At 60.1% G+C, this 16,172-nt stretch carries 15 protein-coding genes; 6 read left to right on the top strand and 9 right to left on the bottom strand.

Annotation, left to right across the window (positions count from 1 at the left end; all coding sequences use genetic code 11):
• Positions 1–10: 10 nt before the first annotated feature.
• Positions 11–817, bottom strand: coding sequence for a FadR/GntR family transcriptional regulator (locus tag P3T42_RS34900; protein WP_074294165.1), 807 nt, complete (start codon positions 815–817; stop codon positions 11–13).
• 36 nt (positions 818–853) lie between these two features.
• Positions 854–1,786, bottom strand: coding sequence for a LysR family transcriptional regulator (locus P3T42_RS34895; RefSeq protein ID WP_083640213.1), 933 nt, complete (start codon positions 1,784–1,786; stop codon positions 854–856).
• Positions 1,787–2,280: 494 nt separating this feature from the next.
• Here P3T42_RS34895 and P3T42_RS34890 point away from each other — a divergent pair, with 494 nt between their 5' ends.
• The 6 genes from P3T42_RS34890 (at position 2,281) to P3T42_RS34865 (ending at position 8,347) form a co-directional block, all read left to right on the top strand.
• On the top strand, positions 2,281–3,636 hold the full coding sequence (locus P3T42_RS34890; RefSeq protein WP_429308565.1) for an MFS transporter: 1,356 nt from the start codon (positions 2,281–2,283) through the stop codon (positions 3,634–3,636).
• A gap of 43 nt (positions 3,637–3,679) precedes the next feature.
• A complete protein-coding gene (locus P3T42_RS34885; RefSeq protein ID WP_429308564.1) occupies positions 3,680–4,585 on the top strand; it encodes a hypothetical protein in 906 nt (301 codons plus the stop codon).
• A 43-nt stretch (positions 4,586–4,628) separates the two neighbouring features.
• Positions 4,629–5,060 carry a GlcG/HbpS family heme-binding protein gene (locus tag P3T42_RS34880; protein WP_074294161.1) on the top strand — a complete coding sequence of 144 codons (432 nt, stop codon included), beginning with the start codon at positions 4,629–4,631 and terminating at the stop codon, positions 5,058–5,060.
• A 155-nt stretch (positions 5,061–5,215) separates the two neighbouring features.
• A complete protein-coding gene (locus P3T42_RS34875; protein ID WP_429308563.1) occupies positions 5,216–6,424 on the top strand; it encodes a porin in 1,209 nt (402 codons plus the stop codon).
• A gap of 72 nt (positions 6,425–6,496) precedes the next feature.
• Positions 6,497–6,931: a nuclear transport factor 2 family protein gene (locus P3T42_RS34870; protein ID WP_429308562.1), complete on the top strand. Its 435-nt coding sequence runs from the start codon at positions 6,497–6,499 to the stop codon at positions 6,929–6,931.
• Positions 6,932–7,039: 108 nt separating this feature from the next.
• A complete protein-coding gene (locus P3T42_RS34865) occupies positions 7,040–8,347 on the top strand; it encodes an MFS transporter (RefSeq protein ID WP_429308561.1) in 1,308 nt (435 codons plus the stop codon).
• Positions 8,348–8,477: 130 nt separating this feature from the next.
• Here P3T42_RS34865 and P3T42_RS34860 read toward each other — a convergent pair whose 3' ends face one another.
• From P3T42_RS34860 to P3T42_RS34830, 7 genes are all read right to left on the bottom strand, one after another.
• Complete coding sequence (locus P3T42_RS34860; RefSeq protein WP_074294157.1) at positions 8,478–9,077, bottom strand: 2'-5' RNA ligase family protein; 600 nt, start codon at positions 9,075–9,077, stop codon at positions 8,478–8,480.
• Positions 9,078–9,305: 228 nt separating this feature from the next.
• Entirely contained in the window at positions 9,306–11,033 is a 1,728-nt protein-coding gene (locus tag P3T42_RS34855) for a glycerol-3-phosphate dehydrogenase/oxidase (RefSeq protein ID WP_429308560.1), read from the bottom strand.
• Positions 11,034–11,044: 11 nt separating this feature from the next.
• Positions 11,045–12,571, bottom strand: a complete 1,527-nt coding sequence (locus P3T42_RS34850) for an FGGY-family carbohydrate kinase (RefSeq protein WP_429308559.1) — start codon at positions 12,569–12,571, stop codon at positions 11,045–11,047.
• A 65-nt stretch (positions 12,572–12,636) separates the two neighbouring features.
• Entirely contained in the window at positions 12,637–13,089 is a 453-nt protein-coding gene (locus tag P3T42_RS34845) for an RpiB/LacA/LacB family sugar-phosphate isomerase (RefSeq protein WP_429308558.1), read from the bottom strand.
• A 41-nt stretch (positions 13,090–13,130) separates the two neighbouring features.
• A complete protein-coding gene (locus tag P3T42_RS34840) occupies positions 13,131–13,904 on the bottom strand; it encodes a triose-phosphate isomerase (protein WP_074294154.1) in 774 nt (257 codons plus the stop codon).
• Positions 13,905–14,041: 137 nt separating this feature from the next.
• Positions 14,042–14,998 carry a D-ribose ABC transporter substrate-binding protein gene (locus tag P3T42_RS34835; protein ID WP_074294153.1) on the bottom strand — a complete coding sequence of 319 codons (957 nt, stop codon included), beginning with the start codon at positions 14,996–14,998 and terminating at the stop codon, positions 14,042–14,044.
• A 70-nt stretch (positions 14,999–15,068) separates the two neighbouring features.
• Positions 15,069–16,169: an ABC transporter permease gene (locus tag P3T42_RS34830; protein ID WP_429308557.1), complete on the bottom strand. Its 1,101-nt coding sequence runs from the start codon at positions 16,167–16,169 to the stop codon at positions 15,069–15,071.
• Positions 16,170–16,172 lie beyond the last annotated feature (3 nt).

Raw genomic sequence — 16,172 nt, 5'->3', positions numbered from 1 at the left:
GCGAAGCACATCACTGAGACTGGTGTTTCAACAGCGACACAAACAATGTCGAGAGTGCGACGTCGGACACCTGGGGTGTATTAGCGCTCGGCAGGGCGGTGATCACCTTCATGGAGCGTTCGTGGTAAGCGCGCGCCGCGGCACGCGCGCCCTCTGTGTCCCCCAGTTCGATTGCATCGACCAGACGCTGCCGCTCGTTGGCGAGACGTGCAGCCGTTTTGCGCCAGGCTTCGAATCGCCGCCCCTGGATCTCCTTCACCAGACCGATCTGCACACTCGCCAGAAACCGGCAAAGCGCTATCAGCAAAGGATTGCCGGACGCGGCCACCAGCGCATTGAGAAATCGTATCAGTCCTTCCGCAATGGCCTCCGGACTAACGCTGTGGTCGATTTCAGCCAATGACTTACGCATGGCGCTAACGTCTTCCCGGGTCGCCTTTGTCGCCGCCAGTTCGGCCGCGTAGCCATTCAATGCACCGTGAACGCCTAGCACCTGCACAATGCCGATCCGCTCCAGCTCAATCATCGAGTTGAGCGACGTGGCAATCAGTTCCTCAGTTGACGCGGTGACGTACGCTCCCTTGCCCTGCTTGATCTCAATAAGCCCCGCCTTAAGGAGTGCGCGCTTCACCTCGCGGATCGTGGAAACGCTTACGCCGTAGCCTTCGGCCAATTGCCTCTCGGAAGGCAATTTCTCGCCGCGTGCTAACTGCCCTCCGAGAATACGTCGCCGGATATCTTCCATGACCTGCTCAGCAGCGTCGCCGCGCTCCGGGAGCATCGAGGGTTGCCAGAGTTTTTCAGGCGAGTCGTTCATAAGCTCTCCTTCACTAAATTGGTATGGGTATCTCTCTTACCGCACCGATCGCATCTGTCCTTTGCGCGCTCGGGTGGACGTTTTGAACAGTTCGATCATCAGGTCGCGCAACCAGATGTTGCCGGGGTCGGTTGAATAGCGGCGAAACCAGTACACGCTGATCTTCATCTCATGACGTGAGCCCGAGAGCGTCGAATAGCGGTATGCATGCTTCTGATCGATCTTGTCGAATACTTCGCTGACGTAGTGCGGCACCACCGCGGCAAACCCTGTCGCCGCGAAAATCGCCGGCAGAACCATGAAGTGCGGAACCGACAGCCGCACGCGGTCCTGCAACCCATGTGCGACAAGAATCTTCAGCGTTTCCGGATGCGACGTAACGACGACGAACTCCGACTGATCGGAAGCAGCGTCGAACGGCGCGTCAGGCGCCCCCGACGATGGCGCGAGAATCCCGTACTCCTCGGCAAACAGATATTCGGACTGGAACTGATCGGCCAGCATCGGCAGATGGCCTAACGCGAAATCGATCTGCCCGCTTTCAAGCGCGTGGGTCAGCTCGATGCCGTCCAACTGGCAGGTCTCGATGCGAATGCCCGGCGCCCGTGCTTTCAGTTCACGCATCAACGGCGGCAGAAAGACGACTTCGCCGAAATCGCTCATGTGAATGAGAAAGGTGCGGCGGCCGCTGCTGGGATCGAAGCGCGACCCTTCGTCGAGGGTCACCTGCAGGTTGCGCATCGCCTGCTGTATCGACGGTGCAATACGGGTAGCCGCTACCGTAGGTTCAACCCCTCCGTTCAACCTCACAAACAGAGGATCGCCGAATAGCGAGCGCAGACGCATGAGTCCATGGCTGACTGACGGTTGGGTCAGTCCTAGCCGAATCGCTGCGCGGCTCACGCTGCGCTCGACATAGATCGCCTCGAACACCTTGAGGAGATTGAGGTCGACGGAATAGATATTCATGTCGTCAATATTAGAAATGTAGTCCCCTGCATGGACAGCCGCGGTTGGGCTCCCTACACTGGCCCCACCGTTGGAGACGGGTCATGGCGGAACGAAACGATCTGTAATACGGAGATCTACTGCGAGGCCAACCTTCATGTTTCGATGAACTATATTCAGTGAACTATACGCACACCGTCACGGTGTGACCAGATAACGGTTAACCCGTATAGCTCGAGCCACGGACAAAACTACAAACCGAGACAAACATGCATGACATGACTAATGTCGAACCATCCGCGCATCGCGTGGAACATGGGTGCTTGCACAGCCACCCACGTTAAGACAGAACCCAGGTACAAACATTTAGGTATCCGATGTTGGTGCCGGTTGGGAGATGGGAATCCGGCATTGCCCTTCGACGCCTTTGCGGCGCGACCCTGTCTGTCGAATAGATGCATGAATGACGCGAGTGCCACGTTTAGCGGGTACTCGCGTCAAAAAAAGGAGGACATGTGAACCTGAACAAAACGCTTGATCTGGAGGCGATCATCGACTCGAGGGCCGTCAGCCGCCTTCAACAAGTCGTCATCGGATTTTGCGCGCTCGTCGCCATGATGGACGGTTTCGATATGCAGTCGATAGCGTTCGTTGCCCCCGAAATCGTCAGCGCGTGGCACATTCAGCCCGCTGTGATCGGCATGGTATTCAGCGCAGGACTTTTGGGCGGACTGATCGGCGCAGTGGTCTTCGGCCGGGCGGGTGACCGGCTCGGCCGAAAGTGGACGTTGCTGTGCGCAGTCTTACTGGTGGCGATAGGCTCGCTTTTGACGCCGTTCTCGACATCCGTTGCGACACTCGTCGCTGCGCTCTTTTTTACCGGTGTCGGCCTCGGCGGAGCGATGCCAAATTTCATTTCGTTGGCCTCGGAATATTCCCCTGCGGCACGCCGGGCCACGCTCGTCGCACTGATGTTCTGCGGCTTCCCGTTCGGCGCGGTAATTGGCGGACTGGTTTCGGCCAAGCTCATTCCGGCGTTCGGCTGGACCAGCGTCTTCACGGTTGGAGCGGCATTTTCGCTCCTGATTCTGCCGCTGTTCGCCTTCTTCGTTCCGGAGTCCGCCCGTTTTCTCGCGTTGCGTGGAGATCACGCGGCGATTACCCGCATTCTGACGCGGATGGGGTGTGCCGATCTGTGGAACGGCGAAGTCGGCGCGACCGCACATGGTCGATCGTCTGTCGCGAGCTTGCTGACCGAGGGCCGTGCGCCCGGCACGATCCTGCTCTGGATCACGACCTTCCTGAGCATGTTCATGTTGTACCTGCTGATCAACTGGATTCCGATGGTGGCGCGGCGCAACGGACTCGGCATCGAAAGCGCGGTCATCGCGGTTTCCATGCTGAATCTTGGCGGCATCCTCGGCAGCACAGCGCTAGGTCGCCTCGCGGATCGCTTCGGCCCGGCGATCGTGATTGGTTGTGCGTACGGTGCGGGCGCCGCAGCCATTGCGTCGATCGGCTATACCGTGCATTCGGGCTTGTCGCTCTGCGTAGCCGCCTTCCTGGCGGGGCTCTTCAGCTTTGGCGCGCAACTGTGCACGGTGGCCCTGGCGGCAAGCTTCTACGAGACCTTTTTGCGGGCAACGGGTGTGGGTTGCTCGATGGCGGCCGGGCGCGTGGGCGCGATCGTCGGACCGCTGCTGGGCGGCATGCTGCTTGGCGCGGGCATCGGCGCACCGTCCCTGTTCATCATCGCAGGTATGACGTCGCTCGGCGCTGCCGCTGCGGCATTGACGATGGGATTCTTTGTCTTGCAGCCGCGCTCGCGCAAACCCCTGAACGTGACGGAAGCGGCGCACAAGCTGACCTGATGCAACGCGACAGATCATTACGTAACTAAAGGCAGAGCATACGATGAAGATAGTACCGTTTGACGATAGCAACTGGATGAACGACCACCCGCTCGGCGTGGTGCTGTTCAAGCATCTTCTTAGCGGCGAACCCGATTCGCCGGACAATTTCATGTACATCGTCGGCAGGCAGGACGGTGACTTTTCAATGCCGGTCCATCGACACAACTTCGATCAGATTCGCCTTCCCCTTCGCGGCGACATGAATCTCGGCCGCGCCGGCGTACTTCGCGAGAACGAGATTGGCTACTTCCCCGAAGGGCTCGCCTACGGACCACAGGAGGACCCGCTTGGCAATGCGTTGCCCGGAGAACGCCGGCAACTCGTTCTGCAGTTTGGCGGAGCATCGGGCTATGGGTTCATGAGTATCGAACAGCGCCGCAAGGCCCGGGATGAACTTGCGGAGATCGGCCAATTTGAAGGGGCGTTCTACCGCAAACCGAATGGAAAAAAAGACTGGGCGCTGAGTGCGATATGGGAGCACGTGTTCGGTTCGAAGTTGCGATATCCCCACCCCCGCTACAAAAAAGTCATTGTCGTCGACCCACAATCCTGCAATTGGCTCCCGCTCGGCGCGCAGCGCGGCGTCGACCGTAAGTTTATGGGTGCGTTCTCGGAGCGAGGCGTCTGGATGGAAATGATCAGGCTACAGCCCGGCGCCGCGTGGCACTCCTCCGATCCGCGCGGGCGCCGTTTGCTTGTGGTCCTTGAAGGCGATGGGATGGCACACGGGCAAGCGATCAGCTATTTAAGCGCACTGCAGGTTGAGTCGGACGAAGCGCTGAGCGTGAGCGCGACGCGCGAGATGACCCTGTTCCTCGTCGGTCTGCCGCCTGTCGAAGTTCCTGTTGTCGACTCGGGTCTGTTCGATAGTCCCGAAGAGGTCGTGGCCGAGGACGCATCCGACTAACCGGGCCGGCGCAAATCAATCAACTTATTTCAAAGGTTCAACAATGCCAGCTCTATCGTTGAGTCAAGCATCCCGAATCGTCGATCTGGCGCTGGAGAAAGGACGGGCGATCAACTGTATGCCGTTGACGGTAGCGGTCCTGGATGCCGGAGGACATTTGCTGGCGCTAAAGCGCGAAGACGGTTCCGGCATTCTTCGCCCGCAGATCGCTCAGGCCAAAGCGTGGGGAGTGCTCGGCATGGGGTTGGGTGGCCGCGTACTCGCGGAGCGCGCTCTAGCCGCCCCCGCGTTCTTTGCGGCGCTAGGTGATATCTCTGGTGGACGCATTGCTCCCGTGCCCGGCGGTGTGCTCGTGCGCGATGAAAACAACGACGTTGTGGGTGCAATAGGGATTAGCGGGGATAAGTCGGAAGTCGACGAGATCTGTGCCGTCTTTGCAGTCGAAAGCGTCGGTCTGAAGGCGGACGCCGGCTAACGCGCCCGCAACCGCCTGCATCTCAATCATGGAAGTGTTGTTGCGTTCCTGAACGATCGGGAACGCAGGGCGTCGTGCTTTACGCGTACAGAAGAGATGTTTTCCCCAAATATATTAATACTCAAATTAGATGTGGTTAGGAGACCGATGTGATAATGAAATTCGTATTGCCGATGTTTGCTTTTTTGTCCCGTGCCGAGCGAAGAGAACGCCGACGCGACACGGAACGCCACAGGGCTGCGAGCGCCGGCTTTTCAGGAAGGGGCAAAGCTCGCGCACGAATCCTGATGGGAGTATCAGTTTGCCTGTTAGGTGCTGCTGCGAGCCCATCTGTCTTTGCGCAGGGCAGCGTGACGTTGTACGGCATTATTGATTCCGGCCTGACCTACACATCCAATCAGAGCGGCAAAGGCAACCTGTTCTTCCAGGGCGGAACCATGGTGCCGACCGTGTGGGGTCTGCGAGGCGTGGAGGATCTGGGCGGCGGGACACAGGCCATCTTCAAGCTGGTCGATAACTTCAATTCCGGCACAGGTGCGATGACGAACGGCTTATTGTTCGGCAAAGAATCCTGGGTGGGCTTGCAGGACGATAAGCTCGGTGCACTCACGCTGGGCAACCAGTTCGATTTCATGTTCAAGTACATGACCATCGATCGCTGGGGGGCCGAGCTTCGTATTAGCCCGGTCTACTTTACGCAGCAAGGGCCCTTTGCAAAACTGGGTTTGCCCAATGGCGCAATGGACTTCGACAGAACGGCCGGGTCCATCACCACGAACAATTCGGTTGCCTACGAGAGTACGAACTATGGCGGCTTCCGGTTCGGCGCGATGTATGCATTCGGCGGTCAGGCGGGTAGCACCAGTCAGGACAGCACGCAGAGTTACGGGATGCGTTACACCAACGGCACTGTCACGCTGGACGCGGCGTACACCTATACGAAATTCCCCGGCATCAACGACGGCAATAACGGCATCAGAAACTGGGGCGTGGGAGGCCGCGTGGCGGTGTTCAACGGTGGGTACATTGACGCCATGTTTACCAACACCGAAAACACCTATACCGGTGGCCAGGTGAACGTCTATGAGGTAGGCGGCTATTACCCGCTCACCTCCGTCGATAAGGTCGTACTCGATTATCAGTTTGACCAGGGCAACGCGGTTCTTGAAAAGAACAAAGCCAATCAAGTGGGACTGACGCTTGCGCATGACCTCTCGAGGAACACCTTCATCTATGCCACGTTGGTGCGGCAATGGGCGGGTGGCGATTCGGCAAACGTGCAGGCAACCATCATCGGCTCAGGTGGAACCTCATCGGGCAGTACGCAAACGCTCGGACGCGTGGGTATGACACTCCGCTTCTAGAGACACTCATTCACCAACGCACCTTATTTAGACGTCTCTTCACCGCCGTCATTAACTTAGGAGGATTGAGCTGTGGAACACGATGATATCCACGCAATCGAACGATTGCTGAGCGATTTTGCGTGGTATGCGGACCGTGGCGAAGGCGATTCGCTGGCGGCATTGTTCTCACCGCGCGGCGTATTGCATGTTGGAGGGCAAGAGTTGATCGGACGGGACGCGATCGCACGCGATTGCGAAAGGCGCCATGCGGAATATGGCCGCAAGACGAGGCACATCTGGTCCAACCTGCGGATCGAAGAGGAAGACGACGCCACCCTGGTGCAGACAACAGCGATACAGGTGACCGTCGAACAGCGCCTTCCGGAGGGCACGGTGCAAACGCGGATCAATGACCTTTTCGACACGCTGCACCGGAACGATGCGGGCGTATGGTTCATCGAACGACGCGTCATCAAGCGCGAATTGGCGCTCAATGGGGGAGCACCCATATCAACGGGTTCGTAAGCGGAATTGAGTGTCGGCGGGCACTACGTGCACACGGGGCCGCCGATGCATCGCAGCGCTCCTCCGGCACTGCTGCACTAGCGTCGACAGTATATAAAAAGGATTACGATGAGCAGCAGCCATCATGTCTCGCCCGAGTCGGCTATCGATGTCAGCCGGCTTTCCTCCCTGCAAATCGTCATCATGGTGTTGTGCGCGGCCATTGCAATGATCGACGGATTTGATACGCAGTCCATTGCATTCGTCGCGCCCCATATTGCTGACGCGTGGAACATCCCGGCATCGTCGTTTGGACCGGTCTTCGGCGCGGGTCTGTTGGGCAGCTTCGTCGGGGCACTTACGCTGGGACCGCTTGGCGACCGCATCGGCCGCAAGCCGGGGCTGTTTATTTCCGTGCTGATCTTCGCGGTGGGAACGCTGCTGACACCACTGGCCGGCTCCATTCACTCACTCGCAGCGATGCGCTTTGGAACCGGTCTTGGACTCGGCGGCGCGCTGCCGTGCTTTATCTCGCTCGCCTCCGAGTATGCGCCGAAGCGAAGCCGCGAGTCGCTCGTGTCGTTGATGTTCTGCGGGTTCCCCGTAGGCGCCGTGATTGGTGGACTGCTTTGTGGAAAGCTCGTTGTCCAATGGGGGTGGAAAAGCGCCTTCATCGCGGGTGGCGCCTTGCCGATTCTGATCATGCCGGTTTTCATGGCAGTCGTTCCGGAGTCGATCGAATATCTTGCCCGCCGTGGGAAACACGCCGAAGTGCAGCGCATCCTGACCCGCCTCGGCAATGACCGCGACTGGGATGTCGATCTGACGGCGCTGTCGCCACCGGAGCGCATCTCGATCGCCGGCCTCTTTGCCGACCGTCGTGCATTGGGAACGCTACTACTCTGGGCAACGCTTTTCCTGAGCCTTCTACTCACCTATTTTCTGATCAACTGGATTCCCCTGGTGGCGAGAAGCACGGGCGCCGACGTCGGCTTGGCGGTCATCGCCGTGTCGATGCTGAATCTGGGTGCGGTATTCGGCTGCGTTGGAATCGGACGACTCGCAGACCGTTTTGCCCCGCCGATCGTCATCGGCTGCGCCTACGGTGGCGGTGCGGTTGCGATTTTCCTGATGGGGCAAGTACAAGGGTCCGGCACATTGCTCTGCGTGACCGCCTTTGTGGCCGGCATGCTAAGCATCGGAGCCCAGATGTGCACCGTTTCGTTCTGTGCGAGCTTTTACGGAACGCACCTGCGCGCCACCGGTGTGGGATGGGCCATGGGCATTGGCCGCGTCGGTGCGATCTGCGGTCCGGTTTTAGGCGGCCTGCTGCTGGACGCGGGCATGGGCACCGCAGCGTTGTTCAGCACGACCGCGGTAGCATCGCTTGGTGCGGCGGCGGCTATGTGGTTGATGAAGTTCAGTTCACCCCATTGATCGGGGCCACGCGGGTCGGTACTGCTGGCGTATGCCGCTCTGTCGAAGTTCACCTGCCTCGATACGATGAGTAGGCGCGGTGGATCCCCCACCGCCAGATTGCGAGCGATACCACCCCGTCGTATCTCGCCTATCCTGCCAACGGCCACCGCGCCAGCGCAACATGCCGGGTACGGCCGAGCAGGCTGTGCATCAAGACAAACTCGCGCACGTTCCAACTGACCGCGTCAACGGGACGGGCCGCGATCCAGGGCATGCCGTAAGCGAGCGTAACGTGTGGCGTGTAATGCGCCGCGTTCGGCACAACGGCGCGATCGCCGAATCCTTCGTTTTGCAATGCCCGTGCTAGCGCCTCGTGGAGCGCGTGGAGGCCGACCACGCCCTCACCGCCTCCCAACACCACGGGTCCGGGCCTAGGTTTCGATGCAAAACTCAAAGCATGGTCGAACTCGACGCTGAACGGCTCCATTCTGATTGACGCGGCGGCTTTGATCGCGGCATCGACTCGCTCTTGCGGCAGACCACCTGCGAAATTCCCAAGATGCTGCAGCGTGACGTGGAGGCGGTTGGCGGCAAGCGGCTTGCTCTTCGAGCGGGTCTCACCGCAGATCTGCTGTGCGAGCTTCGCGATGCTGCCCGCTGTATTGACGTCGGGCATGACTGCGAAGAACAGGCCGTCTGTTGGGACGGGCGGCGCCTCCAGCCCCGGCAACCAGAGTTGGTCAGGCATGATGCGCCCGAGACGATAAAGCAGGCATGTCGGTGAATCTCCGTTCTCGCGTTATTGCCGATACTGTACATTTATACAGTATTCGAGGCAACGGGGATTTATTGTGTGGTACCTGCATGAACGGCACGGACGACTGCGAGCCGGGGTCGGGCCTCGATTCCCGATCACCGGCACGTGCCAATGAACAACGCCTTCGGTTGCTGTGGAAGGCCCCCTTCGATGACCGGGCTAATGCGCAAGCTCGGCATCGCGAAGCACCATTCCATGACGCTGTCGACCGACATCGCAGACTGCCTCGATTTCCTCTTGTACGCGAACCGATTCCCATCCCAGCGCACGTGCGGCAATCGCCGCAGTTTCGGCGAGCATCGCGCCGGTCAATTGACCGGAAAGCGCAATCGTCGTCCGGCGAAAAAGTAGATCCGAAAGATGCGTGACGGCTTCTTGCTCACAGAGGTATTGAATTTCCCGGACCGTGTAATCTGGCTCACTGGTGAGCGGCTCATCATGAACCTCATCGTTCGCCGGCGAGCAAAACTCAGCAATCGCGGACGCACGTGTCCCGTACCGCGAGAGTAAAGTTCTAGCGCGTTCCACCGAAACACCGCAGCGCGCAGCGAGTTCGTCGATCCATGCAGCCCGGTCCACCGGAGCAAGTGGAAAGTTAAGGCCGCCACCGATGGGTTCGTTGCGAGTACTGACCTTACGTGAGCGTCCGAGGCGTCTGAGCGTATCGTCGGCAACCGATTCGGCGAATGCCCGGAAGGTCGTCCACTTGCCACCCACCAGCGAAAGCACGGGAATGCGGGTTTCAGGCAGAAGATCGACATGAACCACGTGATCGCGACTCACGTCGCCCGGGTTTGCCGCATCGGAAAAAGGTAACGGCCGCACACCGCTGTAGCGAAACGTGATGTCCGATACGTCGAGCTTCAATCGGGGAAAAATCTCCCGCAGTACACCGAGCATATAGTCAACTTCATTGTCCTCACAGCGAACCTGGTCGGGATCGCTCACGCGCAGATCGGTCGAGCCAACCAGAAGCTGACCCATAAACGGGTAAACGAGGCATATGCGACCGTCCTTGGAGCCGAAGTAAACCATGCGGCCTCGTAGCTGGGCCTTGAGTTCAGGATGCCTCAGTATCAGGTGCGATCCTTTCGTCCCGCCAATGTACTTTCGTTCGATGCCCAGCGACCGGTTGACACTGTCGATCCACGCGCCGCCGGCATTGATGACGACAGCAGGTTTGACCGCGTAGCCCTTCCCCGACACCAGGTCGCGTAGCCACACCGTCTCCCCGTCCACATGATCGACCGTGACGTAATTCGCTGCTGCGGCTTCGTCGCACGCGGCCAGGCCGTCGGCAACCAGTTCGTAGTTCAATCGTTCGGCCTGTGTCACCTGTGCATCGAAATACGTCACCGTTGCCTTGATCGCGGGATCGAGCAGCGGTAAGTTTCGAAGCGAACGATTTCTGAACGCGACGTGGTGGCGCGGCATCGTGCGGTCATGACGGCCCAGAAAATCGTAGATCATCAGCCCGAGTTTCGAAATGATCGCGCCGCGATCGGCAAGCTTCGACCGGATGCCAAAAAACCGCAGCGCGGACGCAACAAGGCCGCCAAAGTACGAATGGATCGGCAAGACTGTCTCCAGCGGCAGCACGAAGTGTGGCGCGTTTTTCAGCAACAGGTTGCGCTCCAGCGTCGATTCGGCAACAAGGCGAAACTCGCCGGTTTCCAGGTACTTAAGCCCGCCGTGAATCAGCCGGGACGGCGCAGAACTCGCGCCTGAAGCAAAGTCCGCCTTGTCGATCAGCAGGCAATCGACCTGTTGCAACGACAGATCACGGAATAGCCCTGCGCCGTTGATCCCTCCCCCCACAATCAGCACGCTGACACGGCTCTGCTGCGTCAGCCGTTCGAGAAAAAATTCACGGGATCGTTGAGTCATCGTCTGGCTCGTCATGAGTGTGTGATGGCTGCGCGATCGAGCGCCGGCCAGGATGAATTCATGTTTGCAATGAGCTGCAGGTAGAGCTCGTACACATCGTTGAACCGGCCGTGACTTTCCGGGTCTGGCCCGTGCGTCCGCTGGATGCGGCATGCGCGCTCGCCCGCCTCCGGCAGGGAGGCGAACACCCCCGCACTCACGCCAGCACAGAGCGCAGCGCCGAGCGCGCTGGCTTCCTGACTGTCGGGAATATCGATCTGCATTCCTAGAACGTCGGCAAACATCTGTGCCAGCATGGGACTCGCCGAACCGCCGCCGGTCAGGCCCGCCCGCTTCGCGGGAAACACACTGGTTAGGGCTTCGACGTGATATCGATGATTGAAGATCATGCCTTCGAGCACCGCACGCGCCAGATGGGCGCGACGGTGCCAACTGCGGATGCCGAAGAACGACGCGCTCGCGGCCTGTTCGAAAGGCGATCCGAACAGAAACGGATGAAACATCACGGAACTCGGTTCGGCGAACGCAACCTGCAATTCGTCTTCGATCAGATCGAACAGCGAGCAACCGCGTTGTTCAGCCTGTTGCGCTTCGTGAGCGAAAAACTCGCGCATGAACCAGTCCACGTTGCTGGACGACGCCGGCGAAATCGACATGTTCATCCACTGGCCAGGCCGTGTGCCGTTGCGGCACGACCAGCGCGGATCCGCTTGCGGGCGATCGGAGAGGATCTCGTTGATGCTGAAAGTCCCTGCCGTGATGGACAGCACGCCAGGTTCAGTGATGCCCATGCCCACGGCGCTCGAGGTGACATCGTGCAATCCACAGGCAACGGGTGTGCCCTCCATCAGACCGGTTTGCGCGGCGGCCTGCGCGGTGACACGTCCGGCGGACGCAGTAGACGGCACGATTTCCGGCAACGCGCGGCCAATCGACGTGAGGCCGTATAGATCCAGCACCTCGCGGCTGTACTGCTGCGTGCGGACGTCGGTAAAGGACGAACTGGCTTCTGTCGGGTCGGTTGCCGCGAGGCCGGTCAGACGCAGGCGGAGCCAATCCTTGCAAAACAGCACATGACCGATTTTTGCGTAACGCTCAGGTTCGTTGAGCCGGATCCACTTAAGCAGGCTAACCGCGGCGTAAGGATACGGCTGCTGGCCGGTTAGCGCCAACGCCCGTGGCAAGACGCCCGCGTCGCGCCATTGATCGCGAACGGCGACCGCCCTGCTATCGAGCGACAGAATGCCAGGGCCGAGTGGGGCATCATGCTGATCCACGAGGTACAGCCCGTCGCCGTGCCCCGTTACGCCGACCGCCGCGATGGTGCTCGCGGACACCTTGCCGCGCGCAAGTGCGTCACGAATCGCGCCACTCGCCGCGGCCCACGTTTCTTCCATGTCGCGTTCGACATGACGGGCGCGCGGCTGCCGCTGCTCGACCCGCCGCGATCCCACCGCCACGGTCCGACCCGTGGTGTCGAAGACGACAGCCTTGGTTGCGGTCGAGCCACTGTCGAGGCCCAGCAGATACTTCTCCATCCTGTCTCCGATCCGATTACGCCGTGTCCGAAGGCGCGCGTGTTATCTGGCGAGCGGAAAGGCGTCTACCGACGGTGCCTCGAATCGACCTGGTTGATCGCCGCCACGTTACCCGAGCTTCGGCCATGCTCGTCGAACGTCTGCGCGAGAAAGGCATCCGCGATGGATTTGGCCAGCTCAGGGCCGATCACGCGCGAGCCCATCGTGATGATCTGCGCGTTGTTCGAGAGCGCCGCCCGTTCCGCGGAATAGGTGTCGTGGCACAACGCAGCACGGATGCCCGGCACCTTGTTGGCCGAAATGCTCACGCCGATACCGGTGCCGCAAATCAGAATGGCGCGGTCGTAGTCGCCATGGATGACGCCTGTAGCGACCCGATCGGACAGTTCGGCATAGAACTCGGTTGGGTCCGTTTCGTTGGTCGACAGTTCGAACACTTCATAACGGTCCTTCAGGTATTCGGCCAGCACCTGGGCCAGTGCCGCGCCAGCGCTGTCTCCCGCAATTGCAAGTTTCATGTTCAACTCCGTGATGTTTGAGTTACACGCATGCGGTCAGGTCAGAGGACTGCCCTGATGCGGTCCAGGATGTCGAGATAGCCGGCGACGTCCCAGGCAGAACGTCCAATAAACAGTCCGTCGATATGCGCGCAAGCGGCGAGTTCGGCGCAGTTGTCCGGGTTGACCGAGCCGCCATACAGGCACGGTACGCGGCGGCCAAGAACGGCTTGCGCCACCGAAATGATCTCGGCCTGACGCGCGTCGGCATAGTCGGCGCTGGCCGGTATGCCGTGTTCGCCGATGGCCCAGACGGGCTCGTACGCGAGCAAAATCGGGGCGGCGTGCTGTTGCGGACTCAAGCGCGCCAATGCGCCCCGGACCTCGGCTGCCAGCACCTCAGGAGCGCGCCCACGTTCGCGGTCGGCGAGTGTCTCGCCAATGCAGATCAGCGGTGTCAGTCCATGACGGACCGCCGCTTCGACCTTTAGCCCCACCGTTTCGTCGGTCTCGCCAAAATGTTCGCGCCGCTCGGAGTGACCGAGTTCAACCAGATCCATCGCGCAATCGACCAGCATTGACGGCGAAATCTCGCCGGTCCACGCGCCGCGATCGGCCCAATGCATGTTTTGCGCGCCGACCTTCACCGTCGTGTTCGCGAGGATTGTCTTGACCTCGCGGATCGCGGTGAACGGTGGAATGACGAAGCGCTGCAGCCGTGAGTCGGCGTTGGCGCGAGCGTCGGCGTCAAGCAAACCCTCGGCGAACGCGCGCGCCTGCGCCAGCGTCTTGTTCATCTTCCAACTGGTGCCGATCCAGAAAGCGGAATGGGTCATGATCGTTTCTTCATGCGGACATATACACTCGAAATGAGGTGAGTCGCGCCGGAATGCTTCGAGTCACGCCGGCGCGCGGGTCGATTACATGCAAAATCCGCAATAATATTTCGGATTCCTACATGTTTAGCGCGTTATTATTTCGACAACGTGAAGGCCGACGTGTACTTGTCCACGTTCGCCTTCGTGATCAGGACGCAGTCGAACAGCTGCTTTTCATTCTTGGCGCCTGTCTTGCCGGTCTTCAGGAATTCGTCGGCCTCCTGCACTGCCTTGACGGAAAACGTAGCGACAGGCTGCAGCACCGTGTATTGCAACTCGCCTGCCTTGACTGCTGCCACTGCGGTCGGCGAGCCGTCGAAGCCCCCTACCTTGATGTTCGCGAGCTTGCCCGACTGCTTGAGCGCCGCAATCGCACCGAGTGCCATTTCGTCGTTACCGCTGATCACGCCGACGATATCCGGATGCGCCTGAAGCAGACTCTGCATGGCGTTGAAGCCTTGCGTACGGTCCCAGTTCGCCACTTGCGAGCCAACCTTCTTCAGGTCCGGATACTGGCTGAGCACCGATGTATAGCCATTCGAGCGCGTCGCAGCGTTGTTGTCGGAAGGCGAGCCGAGCAACTCGACGTAATTACCCTTCGATCCAACGTCTTTCACCCATTGCTGCGCGCCGAGCGCTGCGCCCTGGGCGTTGTTGGATACGAGCTGCGCCTTGGCCAGCCCTTCCTGGTTGATTTCGGCATTGACGAGGAACACCGGGATGTTGGCGGCGACAGCCTTCTTCACGGCGCCGACGGAACCGCTCGCGTTCGCGGGATCGAGAATGATCGCGACGGACTTATTGGTGATCGCGGTGTCGATGAGCTGGCTTTCCGCGTTGGTGTCGCCCTTCGAGGCGGCCACGTTCGCGGTGTAGCCGAGCCTTTTCGCTTCGGCGGCGGCGACGTTGCCTTCGGTGAGCCAGTAAGGGTTGGACGGATCGTTGACGATGATCGTCACGAGTCCGCCCGCCGCATGCGCCTGCCCTGCGAACAGCGGCGCGGCCAGTGCAACGGCGGCGGCGAGTACCAAAGTTCTTCTTTTGCTCTTCATGGTAAGTCTCCTGTTTTCAGTTAGTAATAGCGCCGGAATCCGGCATCTTCTTGCTGGCCGATAGCGCGACTCAAGCCTTGCCGCCGCCTAACGGAGAAGTCGGTTGACCGGCGGCCGGCGCTGGGCGCTTGACACGGCGGCGATACTGAATGGCGTTGAGCAACACCGCGAGCACGATGACTGCGCCGGTGAAAACCGTCTGCCAATATGAAGAGATGCCGATGATCACCAGTCCATCGGACAGAAAACCGATCACGAAAGCGCCGAGCAGCGTGCCGCGGATATTGCCCGTGCCGCCCATCAGCGAGGCCCCGCCGATGACCACCGCGGCAATGGCCGTCAGTTCGTAGGTCGTGCCGGCGGTCGGACCCGCTGAGGTCAACTGCGAGGACAGGATCAACCCGGCGATGGACGCACAGACGCCAGACAGCATGTAGACGCTGATCTGCACGCGCTTCACCGGCACCCCGGAGAGTTGCGCGGCGCGCTCGTTGCCGCCCGACGCATAGAGCCAGCGGCCAAACGCAGTACGGGTCAGCATGAGGCTGCCGAGAATCGAGATGACCGTCAGGATCAGCACGCCGACCGGAACGTTGAACAGTCGATCGAAGCCGAGCCAGTTGAAGCCGACGTTGCCCAGATCCTCACGACCGCCAAGGTTGTTGTAAGTCAGGCCATTGGTCATGAGGAGTGCGAGGCCGCGCACCACGTACATCACGCCGAGCGTGGCGACGAAGGCCGGCACCTTGAAACGCGCAATCAGCACACCGTTGACGAGACCGATGAACGCGCCGAGCAGACAGCACAGCACGACCACGACCCACACCGCCGGATACAGCACGACACCGAACAGGTTCAGCGTCACACCCTGCAGAAAGAAGCCGGCGACCACCCCGGAAAGCCCGAGCGTCGAACCCACCGACAGATCGATGCCGCCATTGATGATCACAAGCAGCATGCCGATGGCGAGAATGCCGTAGATAGCCACGTGCGAGGCCATCGTCAGGAAGTTTTCCAGTGCGAAATAATAGGGTGACAGAAACGAAAAGACGGTGACTATCACGATCAGCGCAAAGAACGCGCGACCTTCGAGCAGCATCTTGCCAAGGTCGAAACCGTCGCCGAACCAGCCGGTGCGGTGCGATGGGGAAGTTTTGGCAGAGTGATTCATGTT

Origin of the sequence: Paraburkholderia sp. GAS38 (genome assembly GCF_050434965.1) — a bacterium.
Taxonomy (GTDB): Bacteria; Pseudomonadota; Gammaproteobacteria; order Burkholderiales; family Burkholderiaceae; genus Paraburkholderia; species Paraburkholderia phenazinium_A.
The sequence above is the reverse complement of the archived record's forward strand: the minus strand, read 5'-3'. Positions and strand labels throughout refer to the sequence as shown.

What these genes read in the sequence shown, in the direction of transcription:
- P3T42_RS34900 (WP_074294165.1), bottom strand. Translation starts at nt 817, where the DNA reads ATGAACGACTCGCCTGAAAAACTCTGGCAACCCTCGATGCTCCCGGAG.
- P3T42_RS34895 (WP_083640213.1), bottom strand. Translation starts at nt 1,786, where the DNA reads ATGAATATCTATTCCGTCGACCTCAATCTCCTCAAGGTGTTCGAGGCG.
- P3T42_RS34885 (WP_429308564.1), top strand. Translation starts at nt 3,680, where the DNA reads ATGAAGATAGTACCGTTTGACGATAGCAACTGGATGAACGACCACCCG.
- P3T42_RS34880 (WP_074294161.1), top strand. Translation starts at nt 4,629, where the DNA reads ATGCCAGCTCTATCGTTGAGTCAAGCATCCCGAATCGTCGATCTGGCG.
- P3T42_RS34875 (WP_429308563.1), top strand. Translation starts at nt 5,216, where the DNA reads ATGAAATTCGTATTGCCGATGTTTGCTTTTTTGTCCCGTGCCGAGCGA.
- P3T42_RS34865 (WP_429308561.1), top strand. Translation starts at nt 7,040, where the DNA reads ATGAGCAGCAGCCATCATGTCTCGCCCGAGTCGGCTATCGATGTCAGC.
- P3T42_RS34860 (WP_074294157.1), bottom strand. Translation starts at nt 9,077, where the DNA reads ATGCCTGACCAACTCTGGTTGCCGGGGCTGGAGGCGCCGCCCGTCCCA.
- P3T42_RS34855 (WP_429308560.1), bottom strand. Translation starts at nt 11,033, where the DNA reads ATGACTCAACGATCCCGTGAATTTTTTCTCGAACGGCTGACGCAGCAG.
- P3T42_RS34850 (WP_429308559.1), bottom strand. Translation starts at nt 12,571, where the DNA reads ATGGAGAAGTATCTGCTGGGCCTCGACAGTGGCTCGACCGCAACCAAG.
- P3T42_RS34845 (WP_429308558.1), bottom strand. Translation starts at nt 13,089, where the DNA reads ATGAAACTTGCAATTGCGGGAGACAGCGCTGGCGCGGCACTGGCCCAG.
- P3T42_RS34840 (WP_074294154.1), bottom strand. Translation starts at nt 13,904, where the DNA reads ATGACCCATTCCGCTTTCTGGATCGGCACCAGTTGGAAGATGAACAAG.
- P3T42_RS34835 (WP_074294153.1), bottom strand. Translation starts at nt 14,998, where the DNA reads ATGAAGAGCAAAAGAAGAACTTTGGTACTCGCCGCCGCCGTTGCACTG.
- P3T42_RS34830 (WP_429308557.1), bottom strand. Translation starts at nt 16,169, where the DNA reads ATGAATCACTCTGCCAAAACTTCCCCATCGCACCGCACCGGCTGGTTC.